We start from the raw sequence: 21,433 nt of genomic DNA, 5'->3' as shown, positions 1-21,433 counted from the left end.
CAACACATAAATTATTGATGAAATCATTAAAAGAAAATTGGTACTTTTGTGTTACTCTATATAAGAATGTTAATTCATTGGAGGAAGTATGAATATTTACTTAAATCTTTTCAGTCTCCTCATTTTCGTCATAACAGTCATACTATTTATTGTTGTTAAGTTGTTTATTTATTTTGTAAAAAAGAGAGAGTTTCCGTTTCCTAAAAGACTTTTAATCGCTTCCTTAATAGGAGCGACGTTGATTTTAGCTGCTTTTTTATATACACAATACTTTTTTACATTTAATAACCTTAAAGGAACGCTTCTGGAAGGACCTATAAACTTCCCCGAATGGTAAATACACCGCTAATGCTTACTATAGAACGTATGGAGGTGCCGCAGGAGGGGTTAATATTTGGGTGCAAATCACTAACAATACAGATCATAAGACCAAGGTAATTTACTATAGTGACGCAAAAAGTCACTTTTCTATAAGTTGGAATGGTGAAAATACTTTAGCTATCACTAATGAGGAACCAGATTATCCAGAGTCAGATAGCAGTACTAATTTGGATGTTAGGGACGAAATTTATGACCACTATGGTTTGGCTTGCCAAAGTTTGTTAATGAAAAACGATTATAAAAGGTGCTTTAAGAAGTAATCAGTTTTTTATAGGTTTTAATTAAGGAATAATAAGGTGAGGCTGGGGTATAAGCGTTTCACCAAAGAAAACGGGGCATATGAACCTAGAAGTTCGGTTTTGTCTTGCATGAAAACATTTTTGTCTCAGCCTCATCTTTTTTTCACCATTAAATGTGTGACATTAAGCAAAGGTGTCCTAATTATTTTTTTGAAACTTGTCTAAAACAAAAAATGGGTCTGCTTTTCTAAAGGTTGTTATTTTGCTGTTGAATTTCATCTTTTGCTAGTTTACTGTTCGCGGTTTCAAGTGTACGTTCTTTATTGACAGAATCACCTGGTTCTAGATTATTGAGATTTGCTCGAATGGTCATGTCTTCTTGGTTAATGATTGTTTTTTGTTTGTTCTTTTTCATGGGTGAAGCCTCCTTATCTATGATAGGGTTAGTATGACCAGTAAAAGGGGATAACATGAATAAGGATGAAAGATCGAGAGGAGAGGGGAAACTATGCCAAAGATTCAACTAAAAAGGGTTTACGATTCATTTGACCAATCAGATGGCCTTCGAATTCTTGTTGACCGGATTTGGCCACGAGGTATAAAAAAAGAAGATGCAAAATTGGATGAGTGGTTGAAAGAGGTGGCACCTAGCTCCGAATTGAGAAAATGGTTCGGGCATGATTCTCAACATTTTGAAGAATTTGAGCAAAAATATGTAAATGAACTTCGAAACGATGAGGAAAAGAAAGCTGCCTTTGAAGAGTTATGGGAAAAAGCAAAAAACAATGACATTACCTTACTTTATGCGGCAAAAGATGAGCAGCATAATCAGGCTGTTCTATTGAAAAAGGAACTAATGCTGCGGAACAGATCTAGCAACTAGTGGGAGGGAAGGATTTACGACCAAACATGGGGAGGCTTTAATCATTTAAAGGTGAATCTTAAACCCGTATGGTGCTCTTTAATCCTTTTTAATCTTTTTATAAACCCGTATGGTATGTGGTACCTCTTTTTGTTACGCTTCTCCGTGGATACTTTTCCAATTTTTGACAAAAAGGTGTCATTTTAAAAAACAACTTGCTTTCCAGTGAATTTCATAGTATATTAAATCTATAGAAAGTTAGTGAAAATATTCACAAACAAATATAAAATAACAAACATTCGCTACAGTGTCCTAATATTTTTTTACATCCTAATGTGAATACTTTCACAAACAATAAAAAACAGGAGTGATTATGATGAATAAATGGTATGAAAATCGTTGGGTAGCAATTGTATGGGCCGCATTAAGAATTTGGTTAGGTGTTCAATGGTTAGAAGCAGGTTGGCATAAATTAGGCGCATTTGATGCAGGGGGATTTTTACAAGGGGCGTTAGCCAAAGCAGGAGGAGAAGCACCAGTTGTCCAAGGATGGTATGCCGCTTTCCTTGAACATGTTGCCCTTCCAAATGTGAAGATTATCAACATCTTGATCCCAGCAGGCGAAATACTCGTTGGTCTTGGATTAATTGTCGGTGCATTGACAATCCCAGCTCTGATTGCAGGAGCATTCATGAACTTGAACTTCTTACTTGCAGGAACGATTAGCACAAATCCAATCTTACTTGCCGTAGCCATCATTCTCTTATTTGTCATCAATGGAACAGTATATTACGGAGTTGACCGCTTCTTAGTCCCAGCTACGATCAAAAACTTGAAAGACAAAAATATCTTTAAAAAGTTCCGAAGGGTTGCTACACAGTAATCTAAGAAGGGGAAAGCTGAAAATAGCTTTCCCTTTTTTCTAGAAAGATAAGAAAGTATAAAATTTTGGCTAGTGTTTTGATCTAGCTCCAGCGCCTAGCCCCTCGAGGTCAAATAACCTGAGCCAATAAAAGTCAAAACCGGACTTTTCTTGTCTCAGAACATTTGCTTGTCGGGGCTGAGCAAGGCGCTTGCGCTTTTCTTAATGAAAAAAACAAATCTAGAGGATTTTTGCATTTTTTATCGAAATGGTCTATAAGAGGGACTGTAATTTTAGAATGTTAGAGGTGTAAACATGGAATATAAATGGTTAGAATGGGCGAAGAAAATTCAAGCCATTTCCCAAGCAGGATTAACGTTTTCTAAGGATGTATATGACCTGGAACGATTTGAAGAACTGCGAAAAATTAGTGTAGAAATCATGGCTGATTATTCCTCGACAGAAATGGAAAAAGTGTATGAGTTGTTTGCGAATGAAACCGGTTATCAAACACCTAAATTGGATGTAAGAGGAGCCGTTTTTCAAAATAACCAAATCCTCTTAGTTCAAGAAAATTATGATGGAGCGTGGTCGTTACCAGGAGGTTTTTGTGATATTGGTCTTTCTCCATCCGAAAATATTATTAAAGAAATCACCGAAGAGGCAGGCTATGCTGTCAATGTAAAAAAGTTACTTGCGGTTTGCGATACACATAAACATGCTCATCCACCCCAGCCTTACCATTATTATAAATTGTTTTTTCAATGTGAGATTGTCGGGGGAAGTGCGACTAGTGGTGTAGAAACCGATGATGTCCAATTTTTTTCGAAAAATCATTTGCCTACTTTATCCCAAAATCGCAATACAGAAGCACAAATACATATGCTTTTTGACTATCTGGAAAATCCAAATAAAGAGACATACTTTGATTAACCTTAAAAGAAGGAGAACAAAATGAAACCAAATATATTGATGATAATGGTCGATCAAATGCGTTTTGATTGTTTAAGTATTGCTGGCCATCCTGTCGTAGAAACGCCTAATCTCGATCAACTTGCCCTCCAGGGTGTTCGATTTACGAATGCTTATTCTGCGACCCCTACTTGCGTTCCCGCGCGAGCCGCCGTTTTAACTGGTATGTCACAGCGATCGCATGGAAGAGTCGGCTACCAGGATCGGGTTCCCTACCAATATCCTCATTTGCTTCCAGAAGAAATGAGCCAAGCTGGATATCATACGCAAGCTGTTGGGAAAATGCATGTGTACCCAACAAGGAAGTTATGTGGCTTTCATAATGTCATTTTACATGATGGCTATTTACATCATAACCGAATGAAGGACACACCAGTTCAAGAATTCTTTGACCATACAGATGATTATTTACCATGGCTTAGGGAACGACTTGGCGGGCATCGTGATCTAACTGATATCGGTTTGGATTGTAATGCTTCTGCTATGAGTCGACCATGGCATTTACCCGAAGAATTTCATCCAACCAATTGGGTTGTGACACAATCGATTGATTTCTTAAGAAGAAGAGATCCAAGCAAACCGTTCTTTTTAAAAATGTCCTTTGTCCGCCCGCATCCACCGTTTGATCCACCACAGGCTTATTTCGATTATTATATGAGTCTGGATATGGATGAACCTGTTATAGGGGATTGGGCAAATGACCTAGATGAACGCCAGGAAGGCCTACTGCCAACTGCTGGAGGCGGGAATGTACCGAAGCAACGTTTGAAAAGAGCGAGAGCTGCTTATTATGCTTTAATTGCCCATATTGATGATCAAATAGGGCGGTTTATCCAAAGTCTTATTGAATATCAGGTTTATAATAATACGGTCATTTTATTTGTTTCAGATCATGGGGAATTATTAGGAGATCATCATTTATTGAGAAAGTCTTTAGCATATGAAGGAAGCGCAAAAGTTCCTTTTATCCTTTCAGATCCGGGTAATCAATTAGGATTAAAAAAAGGAACGACTTGTTCTAGTGTAGTGGAATTACGTGATATCATGCCAACCTTATTAGATGTTGCAGATATAGAAATTCCGTCAAGTGTAGAAGGAAAAAGTATCCTTCCATTAACTAAGGATGGAGAGAGTGACTGGCGAGAGTACCTTCATGGTGAACACACTCAAGGCAGGCAATCACATCATTTCATTGTCAATGGAAAAGAAAAATTCATTTGGTATTCACAAACTGGTGAAGAGCAATTTTTTGACTTAGAAGCAGATCCTTATGAAATGAAAAATCTAATCAATCAACAAGCATACATCCATAAAATAAATACTTTACGGCAATTATTAATAAAAGAGTTAGAAGGTAGAGAAGAAGGTTACTCAGATGGAACACAACTAATTGTTGGGCAGCAGCCTCAGGCTGTTCTTCACAATAGTAAAAATAATATAGACTAATAAAAGATTGGGGATGGACGCGAACAATGTCCATCCCTAATTCCTTGTTCTTCCAGATATTAATTTTTACGTCTTTTAGCTCTTTTGTCCGCTTCGTCTGCTCTTTCCATGGCTTCTAGGTCATTTTGATCTGCTGCTTCTTGTGAAAATTCTACATCAAGACCATCCGATTTCATATTGTTTGGCACTTGCGGAAGCTTTTGTTTATTCTTGTCACGGGCCTTTCTTCGATCATCTCTACCCATATCTGAACCCTCCATATATTGTGTTATTTTCTTCTTGAATGCGTGTAACCGCCAGCTCGATCTGCCTGTTTAAATTCTTTTGCATAAAGCACTTCTTGTGTAGTAGATAATGTGCTCTTCGTTTGAACGTTTTTATTTTTGCTCATAAGGATCAACTCCTTTTGTTCGTGGCATTCCCTATCATTTTTCTCAAAAACCTTGATAAACATACATGCAAGAGATTATGGTAAAATAGAGCCAGTAAATAAGAAAGCAGGGGTGATTAGCGGTGGCGATCATCACTAAAATCACAGCGCAAAAGAAAAGAGCAGATCGCTATAATCTTTATTTAGATGAGAAATACGCTTTTAGTGTGGATGAAGCGATATTAATTCGAAATGGATTAGTAAAAGGCAAAGAATTAGCTGATTTTGAGGTTGTTCAGCTACAATATGAGGATGAAATTCGCAAAGCCTATAATGAAGCGATCCATTATTTATCATTCCGAATGAGAGCCGAAGGCGAAATTAAGAAGCATTTAGCTAAAAAAGATTGTAATGAGCAAGTCATTGAACAAGTAATGCAAAAATTACAGGAGCATCGCTATGTGGATGATCTGGAGTTTGCGAAGGCCTATGTGCGCACGCAAATAAATGCGGGAAAAAAAGGTCCAGCTAATATAAAACAAGAACTATTACAAAAGGATATTTCAGATGCATATATAGAAGAGGCATTAGCTCTTTACAAAAAAGCAGATCAAATTGATCACGCTATTCAGTTGGGCAATAAATATGCGACGAAAAATAAAAAACTCTCTGAGAAGATATTAAAGCAAAAGTTGGAGCAGTTTTTACAGACGAAGGGTTTTCCATTTTCAATTATCACAGTGGCGATCGAAGAAATTGAATATGAAAAAGACGAAGATGAGGAATGGGAATCTCTTCTCAAACACGGAGAAAAAGCTCATCGAAAATATCAACATTTAGAAGGATTTGAATACAACCAAAAGATGAAGCAAGCATTATTTCGTAAAGGCTTTGAAATAGACATGATTGGCCGTTTTTTAGATCAAAAAGAATAAAGGGGATTTTTGTAATGGAAAGGGAAAAAAAATACAGTGAAATGACGAATGAAGAACTTAAACACGAAATTGCTTTAACGAAAGAGAAGGCAAGAAAGGCTGAACAACTTGGGATGGTCAATGAATTTGCTGTTATGGAGCGAAGAGCCGTAATGGCAGAGGCTTACTTGTTATCTCCGACTGATTTTATCCCCGGTGAAATTTATGCGGTAGAAGGGGCACCTGGGACTTATTTTAAAATCGATTATCTAAAAGGGGTGTTTGCCTGGGGCTATCGATTAAATGGGGCAGGGGAAGAGGAAGCATTGCCAATTTCCTTACTTAAAAAAGTATAAAGTAAATTTTAATCATGGAATATGATTACTTTTAATGTGGGATAAAAATCATCCAGTGAGAGATTGCTCCCACTGGATAAAGGTCAGCTTTATTTTTTGTATCGTGTTACAGCATTTCTTTCTCTGATGATGTCTGTTTGGGAAAGCTCTGTCTGCCCGTTTACTTGAGAACTCATTTTTTTCGGATTATAAAATCCGCGGTTAAAAGGACTTAAACTACGGTTTTGATGTGTATTCCCATCGCTTTTACCCATTGAAAATCCTCCTTGTTGGTGAATGATCAGGACTGACTGGAATTATCTTCTCGATTCCCAGATGCTCGCATTCTGCCTTGTGGATCGGTGTTAATCGTTCCATTTGCTCTCATTGGAGAATATTCAGCCTTGGCTCGTGGTTCACCTTCAAATTTGTTTTCATTTTTATATGGGAAATCTTTTGCTTTATTACGCAATGGGACACCCTCCTTTAGTTGACGGTTTTTAAGTCGTCACCTTTATTATGGATTATAAACTGAAAAACATACGTCCAAAGGATAGCTGGTAAAGTCCCACCTTTAGTCGATAACTATATTTAATTTTTTTCTAAGTTTTTCCTCACTATAAATCCAGCCAGTATAGGAAGTGAGGATTTGTAGCTCCGCATCTAAATGCACAATGGCAACGAAGGGGTAATGTCCATTACTTCTATATCTTAAGTCAATAAAACGCACTTCTTTATAATCATCGAATTCTTTAATTTCCCAACGATATATCGGAGAAAAAGATAAGAAAGCTGAAACATTTTTATCTTGTTTTGCAGCTTCAATTTCTGGTGTTTCAGGGACAGGAATCCGATTAAATTTATCAAAGATGGTAATGGAACGTTTAAACGCCCGACCAACATAGAAAAATTCCTTTGAAATCACAGCTAATCGCCATTGATTAAAATGCATCGTAGGTGCGATAATGATTTCTTCCGCATCTGGAATGGTTTTTAGTACGGCTGACTTTACGACCTTCTGCATAATAAACCGAAGAAGATAGTAGAAAAATACAACAATATATAGGGTTAAAAATGTGGCACCCGGGTCTGCTCCAAATGCCCAAATGAAAATAGCTAAGATGTGGAGTCCAAAGATGATCGGGTCGAAGGTGTTAATAACCCCCAATGCGACCCAGTTTGCCGAGAAAGGCCGTAATGCCTGAGTCCCGTAGGCATTGAAAATATCAACAAACACATGTAAAAAAACAGCTGCAAAGGACCAAAGCCACAAATGAAATAAATTGGCTTCTGGGAAAATGAAAGCAACCAAAGCCGTCACAACGAGTGGCCAAAATAAAATAGCAGGTATAGAGTGAGTCACTCCGCGGTGATTCCTTATATAAACGGCATTATTACGTAGTTTTAAAAAAGTATCAATATCAGGTATTTGCGATCCAATGATGGCCGCTACTAAAACACTATGAGTATTGGCGGTGCTTTCAGCAACAACTGGATCTAGGGTAGCGAGCCCACCAATCGCAACACCCATGGCAAAATGAGTGGCAGTATCCAAACTAAATCCTCCTTAGAAAAAGGGTATTCGTGAACTTTGATTCCTTATTTTAATCATATTTTAAAAAAATTGAGAATGCAATATGGGACTTGAAGTCCTATCATTTTTATGATTCCCTAAATGGAGTAGTAATTAACCTGTAGGAGCGTTAAATATGGAAGAATCTAATTTAGAGCATAAGGATATAAATATTCAACAATTTCGTGAAGATTTGCTTGATTGGTTTGTAGAAGAACAACGTGATCTTCCGTGGCGAAAAGATAATCAACCGTATAAAGTATGGGTATCGGAAATTATGTTACAACAAACAAGGGTAGATACAGTCATTCCCTATTTTGAACGGTTTATGAAAACATTCCCTACGATGGAAGCTTTTGCTGCTGCCGATGATGAATCGATTCTCAAAATATGGGAGGGTCTAGGATACTATTCCCGTGTTCGAAATTTGCATTCAGCTGTGAAAGAAGTAGTGGAGCAATACGAAGGGAAAGTGCCCGATACTCAAAAAGAAATTTCAAAATTAAAAGGGGTCGGCCCCTATACAGCCGGTGCGATTCTAAGTATTGCCTATGGAAAACCAGAGCCAGCTGTAGATGGAAACGTTATGCGTGTGCTATCTAGAATCTTATTAATCGAAGAGGATATAGCAAAGCCTTCAACAAGAAAAGTATTTGAAGCAGCTGTTCGGACCTTAATTGATCCGGCTAATCCCTCATACTTTAATCAAGCTTTAATGGAATTAGGAGCCCTTATCTGCACGCCAACGTCTCCTGCCTGTCTGCTTTGCCCAGTAAGGGAGCATTGTCAAGGGTATGCGAATGGAAAGGAACAAGTTCTGCCAATTAAGACACGAAAAAAATCAGTGAAGCATCTCTCTTTAGTATCAGCAGTATTAAAAACAACTGATGATCGTTATCTTATTCGCAAAAGACCGAATGAAGGCTTACTAGCGAATCTTTGGGAATTTCCTACAACAGAAGTAGTTACAACTAAGCAATACTCTACCCAAAGACAAGCATTATCCAGATATCTGAAGGAAGAATACAAGGAAAATATACAGCTTGAAACAGGGACTTTTACTCATGTGGATCATGTTTTTTCTCATTTAACATGGTCAATGGATGTTTTTGCAGGCGAGATCACCAAAACATTGAATCATCCAGATGAAGTTCGTCTTGTTACGCAAGAGGAGCTTGAAGCTCTCGCGTTCCCTGTACCACATCAAAAGATTTGGAAAGCCTATAAAGAGATGTACGGCATGAAAAGCATTAATTAAAAATGCTCTTTATCCCGCATTAACTGGCTGTAAGACCCCCACTTCAAGAATTAGTGGAACACCTAGAATTGTAAGTGGGGGATCAACAGCCAGTAAAAGCCCGATTTGTTCAACTACCAATCAGTGGGGGATGAAAGAACCCCCCCACTGATTGAGGTTCACTTTATTGTCCAAGCATCGACATCAAGGTAAACTATACATAGGAAAAAGAAAGGTTGATGAAAAATGAATAAAGTAGCACTCGTCACAGGAAGTAGTCGTGGTGTAGGTAAGGCAACAGCGATCGCTTTAGCAAAACTCGGATATGATATTGTAGTAAACTATGCACGTAGTAAAAGTAAGGCTAAGGAAACCGCGGAGGAAATTGAGAAAATAGGCAGAAAAGCTCTCCTTGTTCGAGCAAATATAGGTGATGTTGATAAAATTAAGGCGATGTTTGCTACAATTGACCAGGAATTTGGCAGATTGGATGTTTTAATTAATAATGCAGCTTCAGGTGTTTTGCGACCTATTATGGAAATCGAAGAAACGCACTGGAATTGGACAATGAATATTAACGGAAAGGGAGTACTATTCTGTGCTCAGGAAGCCGCAAAGTTAATGGAAAAAACAGGTGGGGGAAGGATTGTGAGCTTAAGTTCTCTTGGCTCGATTCGTTATTTAGAGAACTATACAAATGTGGGAGTATCAAAGGCGGCTGTCGAGTCACTTACAAGATATTTAGCTGTTGAATTAGCGCCAAAAAACATTGTGGTGAACGCTGTATCAGGTGGAGCGATTGATACAGAGGCTTTAACACATTTCCCGAATCGAGAAGAGCTGCTAGAGGATGCAAGAAAACATACCCCTGCAGGACGAATGGTCGAAATCGATGATATTGTAAAGACTATTTTATTTTTAGTCTCTGATGATGCCTGGATGATCAGAGGGCAGACGATTATTGTAGATGGTGGACGCTCTATTCTCGTATAGGGAGCAGTTCGTAACTTGTGTAAGAAAATTTTTTTGTTTTTTTGGGATTAAAAATTCATGTTTGGTTACATTAACAAACGTGGAGGTGATACCATTGGCAAACAAAAAATCTCAAGCAGGCACAAACGTTGAAAAAGTAAAACAACAAAACGCTCAATCTGCTGGTGCTGGTGCACAAGGAAATTTCGGTGCTGAATTCGGTAGTGAAACAGATGTACAATCTGTAAAAGAGCGAAACCAAAAAGCAGAACAAAACAAAGCGAAAAACGCTGGAAACTTCGGACAACAATAATGTCCAACAAAGGTCTAACTTTCATTTGAAAGTTAGACCTTTATTTTTGTGAAGGAAACTATAAAATTCTTGGCTTGTGGATAAATTGCTTACCTTGCAGTTGGTGTCTAGCTCCAGGCGCCATCGGCTCGAGGCTCGCAGGAGCGAGTCCATCGGCCTTGCGCTTTTCTTGTTTTCAAAGGAAAATGTGTAAACGGATTGGTTTTAAAAGAGAACGAAAAACGTTATAATAAAAATATTAATAAAACTTGAAACGTACTTTAACCAAGAAACGATTGTATAGGGAGAGAGAAAGTAGGAGAAATCAATGCAAATTCCAGTTGAAGGAGAGAATATACAAATACACAGTTACAAACATGATGGTCATTTACATCGTGTTTGGGAAGAAACGAAAGTATTGAAAGCAAATAGTCATTTACTTATTGGTGGAAATGATCATACGTTAGTAACGGAATCAGATGGGAGAACATGGATCACTCGTGAACCAGCGATTACCTATTTCCATACAAACTTATGGTTCAATATTATTGGAATGCTCAGAGACGATGGTATTTATTATTACTGTAACTTAGGCTCCCCTTTTGTTGTGGATGTAGAGGCGTTAAAATACATCGACTATGATTTGGATATTAAAGTATTTCCAGATATGACATATTCACTTCTAGATGAGGATGAATACGAATACAATCGATTACATATGGGATATCCCGAAGAGATTGACCATATTTTAAAAAGAAATGTGGAAAAGCTTATCTTTTGGATTCGGCAAAGAAAAGGCCCATTTTCAGCAGATTTTATAGACATTTGGTATGACCGCTATTTGAGTTATAGAGGTTAGGTTTGCCGGATACAGGTCGGGAGATCGCTGTGATGTATAGGATGTACTAGTTCAGGCGAAACAACAGGACACAGCTTTATCTGTTCATTCGCTGAACCAGCGCTTTTGCTTCTCTATTGTCTAGCTCCTGCGCCTAGCCCCGAGAGGCTTGCAGGATGCAAGCCCATCGGCGTTGCGCCAGGACGGCGCGAAGTTAGCCTTTCGTGTTACATCAAGGCGCTTGCGCTTTTCTATGTTAGGAGTGAGTTTTTGGTTTGGGAGTTATCAAAAGATATTTAAAGTTTGTTAAACCGTATCGCTGGAGGATATTTTGGACCCTTATTATAGGAGTAATTAAATTTGCGATTCCACTTCTTATTCCGATGTTAATGAAGTATGTGATTGATGATGTCATTAGTGCGGAAAATATGACTGCTACGGAAAAAACCACTCAATTATTTTGGACGATGGGCATCATGTTTACGCTTTTCATTATCATCAGGCCACCTGTTGAATACTTCAGACAATATTTTGCACAGTGGACAGCTAATAAAGTTTTATATGATATTCGAGATCGCTTATTTACACATATCCAGAAATTAAGTTTTAAATTTTACTCCAATACTCGAGCAGGGGAGATCATTTCAAGGGTTATTAATGATGTCGAGCAAACGAAGGACTTTGTTATCACTGGACTAATGAATCTATGGCTTGATGCGGCTACAGTTATTATTGCGATTGTTATTATGGTATCACTTGATGTTCCGTTAACCCTTGTTTCTCTGGCCGTATTCCCATTCTACATTATATCTGTTCGTTATTTCTTTGGGAATATGCGCAAACTTACTCGACAACGATCTCAAGCACTTGCACAGGTTCAAAGTTATCTACATGAAAGAGTTGCTGGAATGTCGATCATCAAAAGTTTTGCGATCGAGGACCATGAGCAAACGCAATTTGATCAAAACAATAGTCATTTTTTAAACAGGGCATTAATTCATACAAGTTGGACAGCAAAAGCCTTTGCTGTCGTCAATACGATTACTGATTTAGCCCCATTAATTGTTATTACATACTCGGGTTACCAGGTAATCAACGGAAATCTTTCAATTGGGACCTTGGTTGCTTTTATGGGGTATGTTGAGAGATTGTACAATCCTTTAAGGCGTTTAGTGAATTCATCAACAACCTTAACTCAAGCTATCGCTTCGATGGATCGAGTGTTTCAATTAGCTGATGAAAAATATGATATTGAAGATGCACCTGATGCGATTGAACTGGCGCAAGTAAAAGGAGATATTCAATTTGATCATGTTACTTTTGCCTATGATCAAAAGGAGAAACCTGTTTTAGAAGATATTCATTTGCATGTACAAACAGGTGAAACGATTGCACTCGTTGGTATGAGTGGAGGAGGAAAATCAACACTTGTCAGCTTGATTCCGCGGTTCTATGATGTTAGTTCCGGAAGAGTGCTATTAGATGGAGAAGACATTCGCCATTTAAAAGTACGAAGCCTGCGAGATCGCATTGGAATGGTACTGCAGGATAATATTTTATTTAGTGACTCTGTGAAAGCCAATATTTTGCTAGGAAAACCGGAAGCAACTGATGAAGAGGTTTATCAAGCAGCCAAAGCCGCAAACGCACATGAATTTATAATCAATCTATCTGATGGCTATGAGACAATGGTTGGTGAGAGAGGGGTTAAGCTGTCTGGTGGGCAAAAACAAAGGATTGCAATCGCCCGTGTCTTTCTTAAAAATCCACCGCTCTTAATTTTGGATGAAGCTACTTCAGCACTTGATCTTGAAAGTGAACATCTTATCCAAGAGGCTCTTGAAACCTTAGCAAAGGATCGAACAACATTTATTATTGCTCACCGTCTGTCCACGATTACCCATGCAGATCGAATTATACTGATTGAACATGGACGAATTACTGAAATGGGAACACATGAGGAATTGATGCAAAAACAAGGAAACTATTCTCGACTCTTTGAAGTCCAGCAATTGGGTGTTTAGCTAAGTCTAATATTTAGATAGGCGAAATAATATATAAAAAGATGTGGCTTTTTACCAGCCACATCTTTTTACTTTGTAAAAACGGCGTCTTTCTTATGATACAGTTGGAAGGAACGAATTAATCGATCTAGGTGTTCCAGTTGTTCTTCATATTCAAGTAAAGCTGAGAAAAAATGAATTAGATGATAGGGTTGATATTCATTATAATCTTCGTCTTTCTTTACTTCTGTAATAAAGCGATCAAAGAGTTGGCTGATTTCCACATTTTCATCTTGAAAAGGATCTAGTTCTATTTCTTGCCGCACTCTCCCCATAAATTTCATTAATAATTGTTCATGATAACTTAGTAAGAAATCTAGTCTTCTGCGTGTGTGAACTTGTAAATCCTCTGGTAATTGGTGTAAGACATTTTCATATTTATGCTGTAAATTTAAAATGGCTAGGCTATTCTGATTAACATGAATCATTTGCCGATAAATGACAAGCTTTCTTGCCTTGGAATATTCACTTCTCCGAAAATACTTTCTTTCTTCCTTATACATGGAATATAGTTGATTATTTCCTGTTGAACGTTCTTTTAATTGGGCTAGATCCTTTTTTAAAAGTCCTTCTTCTGAGGCAAAGCGAGTGGATAATCTCGTCCATTTAATAATATCCTCTGTCACTGAAGAAATGCCTTGGAAAAGCTTTGTCTCGTATTTAGGCGGTAGAAAAACTAGGTTCACAATAAATGATGAGACGATCCCAAGGAAAATCGAACCTGAACGTAATAAGGCTACTTGAAGAAAATCATCCGTTGGTGCTGCCATTACAGCCACGATTGTTACAAGGGCAAGACGGATCGCATTTTCAAGTTTAAATCTAACCATAAGGCCTATAGCCACAACTGCAGCTAAGCCGATCACTAAAATATGATTCCCAAAAGCAAGCACGAAGCCGATAGCTATGGCAGCTCCAAGAATATTTCCTTGTACTTGTTCAAGACCGGTTAAATAAGATCGATAAATCGTTGGCTGTATAGCAAAAATAGCCGCAATCCCAACAAAAGCAGGTGTTGGAATATGGAGAAGCTCTGCAAGCATTAAAGCCAAAATGATGGCTATTCCCGTTTTTAACATGCGGGCACCAAGCTTCATATACATTTTCCTTTCATTGGGTGATAAGAACGCATAGCGTTTTGGAAGAACAGCCTATCTCTATTCAGGCGCTTTACAATTTTCTCTCTTAGTAAAATTAGGCATTGGAAAGCTGTGCAAATGAAAGTTCAACAGCTTTTATTGTTTCTTCAATGTCTTCCTTTGTATGAGCGGTTGTAATAAACCAAGCTTCATATTTGGATGGAGCAAGATTAATACCATTGTGAAGAATTTGCTTGAAAAACCGAGCGAAAAGTTCTCCATCCGTGCTTTCTGCTTGATTATAGTTTATAACCTTTTCCTGTGTAAAATAAACGGTTAATGCCCCTTTTAAACGATTAATGGAAATGGAAATATTATATTTGTTGGCAGCGTCTAAAATGCCTTTTTCTAAATGTGCCCCTAGCTGATCAAGTTGTTTGTACACCCCATTTTTTTGTAAAACTTCTAAACAAGCAATCCCTGATAACATGGAAGCCGGATTTCCAGCCATGGTACCTGCCTGATATGCTGGGCCAAGAGGAGCAACTTTTTCCATAATTTCCTTTTTCCCTCCATAGGCACCGATTGGAAGGCCGCCACCGATAATTTTACCAAGTGCAGTCAAATCTGGGGTGACACCAAGTAAATCCTGGGCTCCACCATACATAAATCGAAAAGCAGTAATCACCTCATCAAAAATCAATAGGGAACCAGCCTCATGCGTTAATCTCTTCACTTCCTCTAGGTAACCAGGGAAAGGTTCAACAATGCCAAAATTACCTACAATTGGTTCGGTTAGAACTGCCGCAATTTCAGGCCCCCATTTTTTGATAGCATCTAGAAATGCCTCAATATCATTATAAGGAACCGTGATGACTTCCTTAGCAATGCTTTGTGGGACTCCGGCAGAATCAGGCATTCCTAATTGCGATGGACCAGAGCCAGCTGCAACCAAAACAAGATCTGAATGGCCATGATAGCAACCAGCAAATTTTAAAATCTTATCTCTTCCAGTGTAGGCTCTCGCCACGCGAATCGTCGTCATGACAGCTTCAGTACCCGAATTTACAAATCGAACTTTATCAAGGGACGGAATAGCTTCCTTAATCATTTTTGCAAATTTCACTTCGTGGGGAGTGGGAGTACCATATAAGACCCCCGTTTCAGCCGCCTTTTTAATAGCGTCTGTAATATGTGGATGGGCATGACCTGTGATAATAGGTCCGTATGCCCCTAAATAGTCAATATATCGATTACCATCTACATCATATAAATACGCACCATTTCCTTTTTCCATGACAATCGGGGCTCCGCCGCCGACAGCTTTATAGGAACGGGATGGACTGTTTACTCCTCCAACAATATGTTCCATCGCTTCTTTTTGGATGATTTCTGATTGTGTAACATTCATCGTTAAGACTCCTTTTTTCTCGCTGTATAAAACATGATCATTTTATGCGAATTTGCATTCTTATAAATCCACAAGCTTCTATTATTGTAGACGTTCTACGTAAACTGCGCAATGAAAGGGAATCAAGTTTTAAATGATGCCGCTAAACAGTTGATTCTGCTTTTCTCTGTCTAGCTTCGCCTCCTAGCAAATTTACGCCATCTTCCTATGATAAGTCAACATCGCTTCACCTTTTGGCTCATCGTGTTTCCTATATTTCGTCAGAAGACTTAAAATTTGTACGTCGCTAACCAGTCGCTCTCCGCTTTTCTTAGTTCTATTCGCATTTTTATTTTCGTAACTTATAGAACAGAAAGGAAAAGTGATGTTAATGTGGTATATGATCTTTTTTGCAGTAATCATTTGTATTCTTTTCGCATTAAGATTATTGTTTATCCCTAATCGCTTTAAATATAAACAAGTTTCTTTTGAAAATTTCGCCTTTTTAGGCTGTACATATGTGGTGATCATGATTGGTTTTGGCCTGCTTTTTCTTTTATTGGAGATTAAGGGCTGGACGGTGATCATTGATTCTTCACTCCAGGAATCTAGTGATTGGAATCAGCGTTTATCAACCTCTTTATATTTAAGTGCGATTACTTTATTTTCAGTGGGTTTTGGAGATGTGGTGCCTGTTGGAATTGGACGACTATTTGTAATGATCGAAGCTTTACTAGGTTATACAATCCCAGCCGCTTTCGTAGTGCGAACCTTTATAGATTATGAACGGCCTAAATGATCAAATATTTGAATTCCTGCACATTTTTTTGTACGCTTAATGAAATGATGAACAGAGGGGGAACTTATTGATGTCTGTAACTGTGAATGAGATGGCACCAGATTTTCAACTCCAAGCCAGTAATGGAGAAATGGTCAAGCTGTCAGATTTTCGAGAAAAAAAACATGTGGTTTTGTATTTTTACCCGAAAGATATGACCCCTGGCTGTACAACAGAAGCTTGTGATTTTCGAGACCATCATGAAGATTTCTCCGCGTTAGATGCCGTGATTTTGGGTGTAAGCGCCGACCCACTTGAGAAGCATGAGAAATTCATTGATAAGCATGGATTGCCATTTTTATTGCTTGTTGATAATGAACATGAAGTAGCTGAGAAATTTGATGTCTGGACACATAAGAAAATGTTTGGGAAAGAATTTATGGGGATTGAACGCTCGACATTTATTATTGATAAAGAGGGCAAAGTAGCCAAGGAATGGCGTAAAGTCAAAGTAAGCGGTCATGTGCAAGAAGCATTGAATTTTATCCAAACTAGCCTATCTTAAGTGATCGCTGTAAGGGGATGTCTGCTAAGATAGCTGCGTCCGCATATCTTCGCCAATGAACTCGCACCATGTGAGCTTCTCGATGCTCGGTGTGGATGTCAAACCGCAATGTAGCCATAAACTAGAATTTTATAAATTCTTAAACAATAGTGAAAAATAATGGCCTATTTTTCGAAAAAGCCGGCTGTTGTCCATTCTAAATAAGCACCCGCGCATAAAGTAAAGTAGGGCATACCTCCTCATTGCATATAAATTTTTCCGGGCTGATTTATTTCAGCCCACTTTTTATTTTAAATGTATGTTCAAAAAAGAGGATAGAAAGGACCAAGCGTGTACATCGAAAGTTCGAGGCGGACTTGTACAGGATGTACTGACTTCCGTGGTGCCCACAGAACGTAGTCGTTTTTAACGGAAGATCATTTCCTGATACATGACAACAGGAAAACTTCCCAGAATCCACATCGGACGAAGGAAAGGGATTTCTTTTTCGAGCAACGTAGGAACAAGCCAACGAGCTACCACAGGACGTGCTGGCATTTAGTAGAAGAACTATTTGAACATCTTTTTTAGGATACTCATGAATGGAAGGCAGGGAATATAATGAAGATATATACAAAGACAGGTGACAAAGGCACAACTTCTTTAGTATATGGAAGTCGAATATCTAAGCATGATATTCGAGTAGATGCATATGGAACAATTGACGAAGCGAATTCAATGATTGGGTTGGCTCTAAGCCATCTTCATAATATGGAAAATGCGGAAATAAATAACCTAAAAAAGGCTTTCCACAAAATCCAAACAATGCTTTTTCATGTAGGGGCGGAACTATCTACCCCACCAGAAAAAGAAGTAGCATGGAAAGTTTTGGAAAAAGATGTGCTCGAATTGGAGACGTTGATTGACGAGTGGGAAGAAAAAATACCTCAGCTTAAAAATTTCATTTTACCAGGAGGACATCCAGCTGGTGCCACATTACATACTGCAAGAACGATAGTACGGAGAGCGGAGAGGTTGGCAGTTGCCGTGGAGGTTCAAAATGACTTTGTCCTTCCGTATTTAAACCGGCTTTCTGATTTATTATTTGTATCCGCTCGATATGTGAATCATACCTTAGGTTATGAAGAAATGAACCTTCATGATTAAGTGGATACATTGACGTATCAACTATTTTTTAGTAAACTTAATTATAAGAATTATAAATAGATAATCAATTTTATGTTAGAAAAGAGGTGCATGACGGTGTCAGAACATCAATTAAAAGAAGCAATCCACACACTAAAGGAAACTGGAGTTCGAATCACTCCTCAGCGTCATGCGATTTTGGAGTTTCTTGTCCAATCGATGTCACACCCAACTGCAGATGAAATTTATAAATCACTTGAAGGTAAGTTCCCGAACATGAGTGTTGCAACCGTATATAATAATTTACGTGTTTTTCGTGAGGCAGGCTTAGTCAAAGAGCTTACGTATGGAGACGCTTCAAGTAGATTTGATTTTGTGACATCTGACCACTATCATGCTATTTGTGAGCATTGTGGTAAAATTGTTGATTTTCATTATCCAGGGCTAGACGATGTAGAGCAATTAGCTGCACATGTCACTGGCTTTAAAGTGGACTCTCATAGGATGGAAATTTATGGTGTTTGTCCTGATTGTCACGATAAAAAGACACATTGAAAAAATTAAAAATAGCAACCTATTCTCCAATAGGTTGCTATTTTTTTGCTAGAACTTCGTTTATCCCGGCATCACTGTTGGAAGTACGCCTAATTCTAGACGATTCTCACTACCCCTCAACGGAAGGGTGCTCCTGCGTTAATTGATGTTTCTTTGCAAGCTCTCCTTCCTTATGGAAACGGCTATGACAGATAAGGAAGGTAACATATGCCATAAAGCTAAAGATCATGAGAAAAGCAACTGGCAAATAATATAAAACAACCAGCATTAGTCCTATAAAAATAATCGATAAAAGTGTAGTCGGGAAATATTTTACCGAAAAGAAGAATGAATTTTTAATGGTTGACCATAAAGTTAATTTATAATGCACCATCATTGGAAAAATATAGACGAATGTTAATGTTCCAATAAGGGCAATTAAAAATAAGGAGGCCAACAAAAGGTTTTGCATAACATTGCCTAAACTACTGATCAGCATAAAATCAATATAGAAGATATACGAAAAAACAAAAACGATGATCCCTAAAATAAAGCTTTGTTTAAAATTATCTTTGAAGAAACGAAAAAAAGGTACAAATACGGCTGAATCTTTCTTCATTATATATTGCCGAACCACTCCGAACATCGCAGCTGTTGCTGGGAAAATCGTAATGATTGGAAGACACATAATAAACCAAAGGATATTTAAAAGGAAGAAAAAAGACACCGTTTCCAAAATGCTGTACAATCTGCTGTTTAAAATATTCAATGTCTCACCAACTATCTGTTAAATTCTTGTACTTAATTATATTATAACATGAATCTTTCATTTCTGAAACGAAGTTTGTGAATCTAGTAAATCTAATTACTTAAGGAAGTTTGAGGAGGGGTTTTCCCCTCGAAAATTCCTCTATTGTCTTCTTTTCCGATTGTATTTTTCGTCGAATTCGACCCCTTCAAGATTAGGATCAATAGTTAAAGGTTCATGACAATACATACACATGTCTACTCTACCCAATATTTTCGTCGTCTTACCGCAATTCGGACAGACAACCTGTACAGCCTTAGTTGAAAGCATACCTATCCAAAAATAGATGAAGACACTGGCGACGATAGCAAGTAGCCCAAGCAACATAAAGATGGTCATCACTAAAGGATGGTTTTTAAAGAAAATCCCTACATACATAATAATGAAACCGATAAAGATTAGACCCAATGCAAAAGAACGGATCTTATTTATCTTACTCGAATATTTTTTTGCCATTACAAGCCCTCCTGAAAATAAACTATACCATAATCAATGGTACACGTCCCATTAATTACTTAAACTTTGATGACGAAAAATCGAAAAAAACTTTTGCGATTAGGCAATAAAATGATGGGTACATAGATTTATTTACTCTATGCTCGTGTCAGTTAGAAGGAATTTATAGAAAAATGTCGAAACCTATATTTTAAATCGATTTATTTGGAGGGTAAAACAGGATGGAGGATATTTTAAGACATATATATCAAGAGCGAGCAAGCATGGAAAATTCTCTGGGGGTTTTACAAATTCATAAGAAACCTCATATCCCTGCCATTACAAACAACTTTGATATTATCTTACTTGTGATCGTTTATGATATAGAGAAAGAATCAACAACTTTGAAGCACTATCAATTTGAGGATATTAAAATTGCCTTGCAAATTGTTAGTGATCAGCAATTGAAGGAATGGTTATTGCTTGGAACTAATAGGAAAATCGTCGAATGGGTTCATGTTGGCAAGATTCTATTTGATAAAAACGATTATCTCTTTAATCTCCAAAATGAACTTGAAGACTTTCCATTATATGAAAGAGAAATAAAAACAGGGATTGAATTTGCTAAGTTAATTAGAAGATATTGGATGGCTAAAGGCTTCTTTGAGACAAAACAGTTTATGGATGCATTTAATCACACTGTCCACTCTCTGCATCATCTAGCCCGCCTAGCCATTATTGAAAAAGGTTTGCATCCGGAGCTCACTGTGTGGAATCAGGTAAAACAATTAGATCCAGAAATTTATAAGTTATATGAAGAACTAACGAAAAGTGATGAACCAATTGAAAAAAGATTAGAGTTGCTTTTTATCGCAAGTGAATTTTTAATCTATTCTAGAACAGCCGCGGGGACCAAACATGTAAAGAAAATATTAAAAATGCAGCCTGATTGGAATATGAATGAAATCAAATCTCATCCTGAATTAAATTATTATGGGACTGATCTAAATATATTGATTGAACATCTCGTAGAAAAGGATGTGATCGATGCCTTTCAAGTAGAATCGAAAACGCCCGGATTATTCCATATAAAATATAAAATATAAAATGGAATAATTTTTCAAAAAAAGTATTGACGAAGAATATAATTCTTGTTATATTAGTAAGCGTCGCTGATGACAAAGAAAAACAGCAACAATAACACGGAAAAAAGTCTTGACTTTCTTAATCGAATGAAGTATTATAAGAAAGTCGCTGTCGAGGCGGCGAACAAGAATTTGATCTTTGAAAACTGAACGAAACGAACGTCAATAAATATTGGATAAATGGTTTTAAACCATTGCCAGCAATTGAGTAGGAATGT

The 21,433-nt window shown here is 37.6% G+C and carries 26 protein-coding genes and 1 pseudogene; 17 read left to right on the top strand and 10 right to left on the bottom strand.

Features of this window, described 5'->3' with window-relative positions:
* Positions 1–380: 380 nt before the first annotated feature.
* Positions 381–641, top strand: a pseudogene (locus tag IPU53_RS24945) (DUF5412 family protein); the annotation flags it as partial.
* A gap of 226 nt (positions 642–867) precedes the next feature.
* On the opposite strand, the gene IPU53_RS10325 reads toward IPU53_RS24945, so the two are convergent.
* The gene (locus IPU53_RS10325) at positions 868–1,035 is read right to left on the bottom strand and encodes a hypothetical protein (protein ID WP_207450684.1); all 168 of its coding nucleotides are present in this window, start codon (positions 1,033–1,035) and stop codon (positions 868–870) included.
* 93 nt (positions 1,036–1,128) lie between these two features.
* Here IPU53_RS10325 and IPU53_RS10320 point away from each other — a divergent pair, with 93 nt between their 5' ends.
* From IPU53_RS10320 to IPU53_RS10305, 4 genes are all read left to right on the top strand, one after another.
* Positions 1,129–1,503 carry a DUF488 domain-containing protein gene (locus tag IPU53_RS10320; protein ID WP_207450465.1) on the top strand — a complete coding sequence of 125 codons (375 nt, stop codon included), beginning with the start codon at positions 1,129–1,131 and terminating at the stop codon, positions 1,501–1,503.
* A 352-nt stretch (positions 1,504–1,855) separates the two neighbouring features.
* Positions 1,856–2,365, top strand: a complete 510-nt coding sequence (locus IPU53_RS10315; RefSeq protein ID WP_207450463.1) for a DoxX family membrane protein — start codon at positions 1,856–1,858, stop codon at positions 2,363–2,365.
* A 294-nt stretch (positions 2,366–2,659) separates the two neighbouring features.
* Entirely contained in the window at positions 2,660–3,277 is a 618-nt protein-coding gene (locus IPU53_RS10310) for an NUDIX hydrolase (RefSeq protein ID WP_207450461.1), read from the top strand.
* A 21-nt stretch (positions 3,278–3,298) separates the two neighbouring features.
* Entirely contained in the window at positions 3,299–4,762 is a 1,464-nt protein-coding gene (locus IPU53_RS10305; RefSeq protein ID WP_207450459.1) for an arylsulfatase, read from the top strand.
* Between the two features lie 59 nt (positions 4,763–4,821).
* On the opposite strand, the gene IPU53_RS10300 is transcribed toward IPU53_RS10305, so the two are convergent.
* The gene (locus IPU53_RS10300) at positions 4,822–5,007 is read right to left on the bottom strand and encodes a YfhD family protein (RefSeq protein ID WP_207450457.1); all 186 of its coding nucleotides are present in this window, start codon (positions 5,005–5,007) and stop codon (positions 4,822–4,824) included.
* Positions 5,008–5,030: 23 nt separating this feature from the next.
* Positions 5,031–5,153: a YfhE family protein gene (locus tag IPU53_RS10295; protein ID WP_158323265.1), complete on the bottom strand. Its 123-nt coding sequence runs from the start codon at positions 5,151–5,153 to the stop codon at positions 5,031–5,033.
* Positions 5,154–5,275: 122 nt separating this feature from the next.
* Between IPU53_RS10295 and recX the strand changes: the two genes are divergently transcribed.
* Together recX and IPU53_RS10285 are read left to right on the top strand one after the other, a co-directional pair.
* A complete protein-coding gene (gene recX / locus IPU53_RS10290) occupies positions 5,276–6,067 on the top strand; it encodes a recombination regulator RecX (RefSeq protein ID WP_207450456.1) in 792 nt (263 codons plus the stop codon).
* A gap of 14 nt (positions 6,068–6,081) precedes the next feature.
* Entirely contained in the window at positions 6,082–6,402 is a 321-nt protein-coding gene (locus IPU53_RS10285) for a YfhH family protein (RefSeq protein ID WP_207450455.1), read from the top strand.
* A gap of 89 nt (positions 6,403–6,491) precedes the next feature.
* Here the strand turns inward: IPU53_RS10285 and IPU53_RS10280 are convergent, their stop codons facing one another.
* The 3 genes from IPU53_RS10280 to IPU53_RS10270 all read right to left on the bottom strand — a co-directional run bounded on the left by IPU53_RS10280 (position 6,492) and on the right by IPU53_RS10270 (position 7,936).
* Positions 6,492–6,656, bottom strand: coding sequence for a YpzG family protein (locus IPU53_RS10280; protein WP_207450454.1), 165 nt, complete (start codon positions 6,654–6,656; stop codon positions 6,492–6,494).
* A 26-nt stretch (positions 6,657–6,682) separates the two neighbouring features.
* Positions 6,683–6,853, bottom strand: a complete 171-nt coding sequence (locus IPU53_RS10275) for a small, acid-soluble spore protein K (protein WP_207450453.1) — start codon at positions 6,851–6,853, stop codon at positions 6,683–6,685.
* A gap of 102 nt (positions 6,854–6,955) precedes the next feature.
* Positions 6,956–7,936 carry a metal-dependent hydrolase gene (locus tag IPU53_RS10270; RefSeq protein ID WP_207450452.1) on the bottom strand — a complete coding sequence of 327 codons (981 nt, stop codon included), beginning with the start codon at positions 7,934–7,936 and terminating at the stop codon, positions 6,956–6,958.
* Between the two features lie 154 nt (positions 7,937–8,090).
* Between IPU53_RS10270 and mutY the strand changes: the two genes are divergently transcribed.
* The 5 genes from mutY (at position 8,091) to IPU53_RS10245 (ending at position 13,317) form a co-directional block, all read left to right on the top strand.
* Positions 8,091–9,212 carry an A/G-specific adenine glycosylase gene (mutY, locus tag IPU53_RS10265; protein ID WP_207450450.1) on the top strand — a complete coding sequence of 374 codons (1,122 nt, stop codon included), beginning with the start codon at positions 8,091–8,093 and terminating at the stop codon, positions 9,210–9,212.
* 225 nt (positions 9,213–9,437) lie between these two features.
* The gene (fabL, locus tag IPU53_RS10260) at positions 9,438–10,184 is read left to right on the top strand and encodes an enoyl-[acyl-carrier-protein] reductase FabL (RefSeq protein ID WP_207450448.1); all 747 of its coding nucleotides are present in this window, start codon (positions 9,438–9,440) and stop codon (positions 10,182–10,184) included.
* A gap of 94 nt (positions 10,185–10,278) precedes the next feature.
* The gene (locus IPU53_RS24940) at positions 10,279–10,476 is read left to right on the top strand and encodes a gamma-type small acid-soluble spore protein (RefSeq protein WP_242698216.1); all 198 of its coding nucleotides are present in this window, start codon (positions 10,279–10,281) and stop codon (positions 10,474–10,476) included.
* Between the two features lie 307 nt (positions 10,477–10,783).
* Positions 10,784–11,314 carry a nucleoside tri-diphosphate phosphatase gene (gene ntdP, locus IPU53_RS10250; protein ID WP_207450444.1) on the top strand — a complete coding sequence of 177 codons (531 nt, stop codon included), beginning with the start codon at positions 10,784–10,786 and terminating at the stop codon, positions 11,312–11,314.
* Between the two features lie 254 nt (positions 11,315–11,568).
* Complete coding sequence (locus IPU53_RS10245; RefSeq protein WP_207450442.1) at positions 11,569–13,317, top strand: ABC transporter ATP-binding protein; 1,749 nt, start codon at positions 11,569–11,571, stop codon at positions 13,315–13,317.
* Between the two features lie 68 nt (positions 13,318–13,385).
* On the opposite strand, the gene IPU53_RS10240 is transcribed toward IPU53_RS10245, so the two are convergent.
* Positions 13,386–14,453: an FUSC family protein gene (locus IPU53_RS10240; protein WP_207450440.1), complete on the bottom strand. Its 1,068-nt coding sequence runs from the start codon at positions 14,451–14,453 to the stop codon at positions 13,386–13,388.
* Between the two features lie 97 nt (positions 14,454–14,550).
* Complete coding sequence (locus IPU53_RS10235; protein ID WP_207450438.1) at positions 14,551–15,846, bottom strand: glutamate-1-semialdehyde 2,1-aminomutase; 1,296 nt, start codon at positions 15,844–15,846, stop codon at positions 14,551–14,553.
* A gap of 370 nt (positions 15,847–16,216) precedes the next feature.
* Here IPU53_RS10235 and IPU53_RS10230 point away from each other — a divergent pair, with 370 nt between their 5' ends.
* The 4 genes from IPU53_RS10230 to perR all read left to right on the top strand — a co-directional run bounded on the left by IPU53_RS10230 (position 16,217) and on the right by perR (position 18,848).
* A complete protein-coding gene (locus IPU53_RS10230) occupies positions 16,217–16,624 on the top strand; it encodes an ion channel (RefSeq protein ID WP_207450666.1) in 408 nt (135 codons plus the stop codon).
* Positions 16,625–16,694: 70 nt separating this feature from the next.
* On the top strand, positions 16,695–17,168 hold the full coding sequence (gene bcp / locus IPU53_RS10225; protein WP_207450436.1) for a thioredoxin-dependent thiol peroxidase: 474 nt from the start codon (positions 16,695–16,697) through the stop codon (positions 17,166–17,168).
* 600 nt (positions 17,169–17,768) lie between these two features.
* On the top strand, positions 17,769–18,314 hold the full coding sequence (locus IPU53_RS10220; protein WP_207450434.1) for a cob(I)yrinic acid a,c-diamide adenosyltransferase: 546 nt from the start codon (positions 17,769–17,771) through the stop codon (positions 18,312–18,314).
* Between the two features lie 96 nt (positions 18,315–18,410).
* Entirely contained in the window at positions 18,411–18,848 is a 438-nt protein-coding gene (gene perR, locus IPU53_RS10215) for a Fur family transcriptional regulator (RefSeq protein ID WP_207450431.1), read from the top strand.
* 109 nt (positions 18,849–18,957) lie between these two features.
* Here the strand turns inward: perR and IPU53_RS10210 are convergent, their stop codons facing one another.
* Together IPU53_RS10210 and IPU53_RS10205 are read right to left on the bottom strand one after the other, a co-directional pair.
* A complete protein-coding gene (locus IPU53_RS10210; protein ID WP_207450429.1) occupies positions 18,958–19,596 on the bottom strand; it encodes a YesL family protein in 639 nt (212 codons plus the stop codon).
* 141 nt (positions 19,597–19,737) lie between these two features.
* Positions 19,738–20,091 (bottom strand): YgzB family protein, encoded by a 354-nt coding sequence (locus tag IPU53_RS10205; RefSeq protein WP_207450427.1) that lies wholly within the window; start codon positions 20,089–20,091, stop codon positions 19,738–19,740.
* A gap of 221 nt (positions 20,092–20,312) precedes the next feature.
* On the opposite strand from IPU53_RS10205, the gene IPU53_RS10200 reads away from it, so the two are divergent.
* Positions 20,313–21,176, top strand: coding sequence for a nucleotidyltransferase-like protein (locus tag IPU53_RS10200; protein ID WP_207450425.1), 864 nt, complete (start codon positions 20,313–20,315; stop codon positions 21,174–21,176).
* The last annotated feature ends 257 nt before the right edge of the window (positions 21,177–21,433 follow it).

Origin of the sequence: Bacillus sp. SD088 (assembly GCF_017355205.1) — a bacterium.
GTDB lineage: Bacteria > Bacillota > Bacilli > Bacillales > Bacillaceae_C > Lederbergia.
Note: the sequence above shows the minus strand (reverse complement) of the source record. Positions and strands in the feature narration are given on the sequence as shown.

Bases quoted from the DNA above. Each gene is read 5' to 3' on its own strand.
- mutY (WP_207450450.1), top strand. From the start codon at position 8,091: ATGGAAGAATCTAATTTAGAGCATAAGGATATAAATATTCAACAATTT.
- IPU53_RS10285 (WP_207450455.1), top strand. From the start codon at position 6,082: ATGGAAAGGGAAAAAAAATACAGTGAAATGACGAATGAAGAACTTAAA.
- fabL (WP_207450448.1), top strand. From the start codon at position 9,438: ATGAATAAAGTAGCACTCGTCACAGGAAGTAGTCGTGGTGTAGGTAAG.
- IPU53_RS10230 (WP_207450666.1), top strand. From the start codon at position 16,217: ATGTGGTATATGATCTTTTTTGCAGTAATCATTTGTATTCTTTTCGCA.
- IPU53_RS10325 (WP_207450684.1), bottom strand. From the start codon at position 1,035: ATGAAAAAGAACAAACAAAAAACAATCATTAACCAAGAAGACATGACC.
- IPU53_RS10295 (WP_158323265.1), bottom strand. From the start codon at position 5,153: ATGAGCAAAAATAAAAACGTTCAAACGAAGAGCACATTATCTACTACA.
- IPU53_RS10305 (WP_207450459.1), top strand. From the start codon at position 3,299: ATGAAACCAAATATATTGATGATAATGGTCGATCAAATGCGTTTTGAT.
- IPU53_RS10235 (WP_207450438.1), bottom strand. From the start codon at position 15,846: ATGAATGTTACACAATCAGAAATCATCCAAAAAGAAGCGATGGAACAT.
- bcp (WP_207450436.1), top strand. From the start codon at position 16,695: ATGTCTGTAACTGTGAATGAGATGGCACCAGATTTTCAACTCCAAGCC.
- IPU53_RS10220 (WP_207450434.1), top strand. From the start codon at position 17,769: ATGAAGATATATACAAAGACAGGTGACAAAGGCACAACTTCTTTAGTA.
- IPU53_RS10240 (WP_207450440.1), bottom strand. From the start codon at position 14,453: ATGAAGCTTGGTGCCCGCATGTTAAAAACGGGAATAGCCATCATTTTG.
- IPU53_RS10205 (WP_207450427.1), bottom strand. From the start codon at position 20,091: ATGGCAAAAAAATATTCGAGTAAGATAAATAAGATCCGTTCTTTTGCA.
- IPU53_RS10320 (WP_207450465.1), top strand. From the start codon at position 1,129: ATGCCAAAGATTCAACTAAAAAGGGTTTACGATTCATTTGACCAATCA.
- IPU53_RS10315 (WP_207450463.1), top strand. From the start codon at position 1,856: ATGATGAATAAATGGTATGAAAATCGTTGGGTAGCAATTGTATGGGCC.
- IPU53_RS10200 (WP_207450425.1), top strand. From the start codon at position 20,313: ATGGAGGATATTTTAAGACATATATATCAAGAGCGAGCAAGCATGGAA.
- ntdP (WP_207450444.1), top strand. From the start codon at position 10,784: ATGCAAATTCCAGTTGAAGGAGAGAATATACAAATACACAGTTACAAA.
- IPU53_RS10310 (WP_207450461.1), top strand. From the start codon at position 2,660: ATGGAATATAAATGGTTAGAATGGGCGAAGAAAATTCAAGCCATTTCC.
- IPU53_RS10300 (WP_207450457.1), bottom strand. From the start codon at position 5,007: ATGGGTAGAGATGATCGAAGAAAGGCCCGTGACAAGAATAAACAAAAG.
- IPU53_RS10280 (WP_207450454.1), bottom strand. From the start codon at position 6,656: ATGGGTAAAAGCGATGGGAATACACATCAAAACCGTAGTTTAAGTCCT.